This window comes from Cupriavidus sp. SS-3 (assembly GCF_035818815.1).
GTDB classification, from domain to species: domain Bacteria; phylum Pseudomonadota; class Gammaproteobacteria; order Burkholderiales; family Burkholderiaceae; genus Cupriavidus; species Cupriavidus taiwanensis_C.
In genome coordinates, this window is sequence record NZ_JAYLVT010000058.1 from 1 (window position 1) to 671 (window position 671).

Below are 671 nucleotides of genomic sequence, written 5' to 3' on the forward strand. Positions count from 1 at the left end.
CGGATCGACTCGCCGCGCTTCATCAGGTCGAAGCCTTCGTTGATGCGCTCCAGCGGCAGCGTGTGCGTGATCAGGTCGTCGATATTGAGCTTGCCTTCCATGTACCAGTCGACGATCTTCGGCACGTCGGTGCGGCCGCGCGCGCCGCCGAAGGCGGAGCCTTTCCACTCGCGCCCGGTCACCAGCTGGAACGGACGCGTCGAGATTTCCGCCCCGGCCTCGGCCACGCCGATGATGATCGACTTGCCCCAGCCCTTGTGGCAGCACTCCAGCGCCTGGCGCATGACCTGCGTGTTGCCGATGCATTCGAACGAGTAGTCCGCGCCGCCGTCGGTGAGCTGGATGATGTGGTCGACCACGTTGTCGACATCCTTGGGGTTGATGAAATGCGTCATGCCGAACTTGCGCGCCATCGCCTCGCGCGCCGGGTTCAGGTCGACGCCGATGATCTTGTCGGCGCCCACCATCTTGGCCGCCTGGATCACGTTCAGGCCGATGCCGCCCAGGCCGAACACGACCACGTTGGCGCCGGCCTCGACCTTGGCGGTGAACAGCACCGCGCCCACGCCGGTGGTGACGCCGCAGCCGATGTAGCAGACCTTGTCGAACGGCGCATCCGGGCGGATCTTCGCCAGCGCGATCTCCGGCACCACGATGTGGTTGGCGAAGGT

1 protein-coding gene is annotated in these 671 nt (G+C 65.9%); it reads right to left on the reverse strand.

From position 1 onward, the window contains the following. On the reverse strand, positions 1 to 671 hold a 671-nt coding region (locus U9J39_RS29410), incomplete at both ends, for a zinc-binding dehydrogenase (protein ID WP_326348806.1).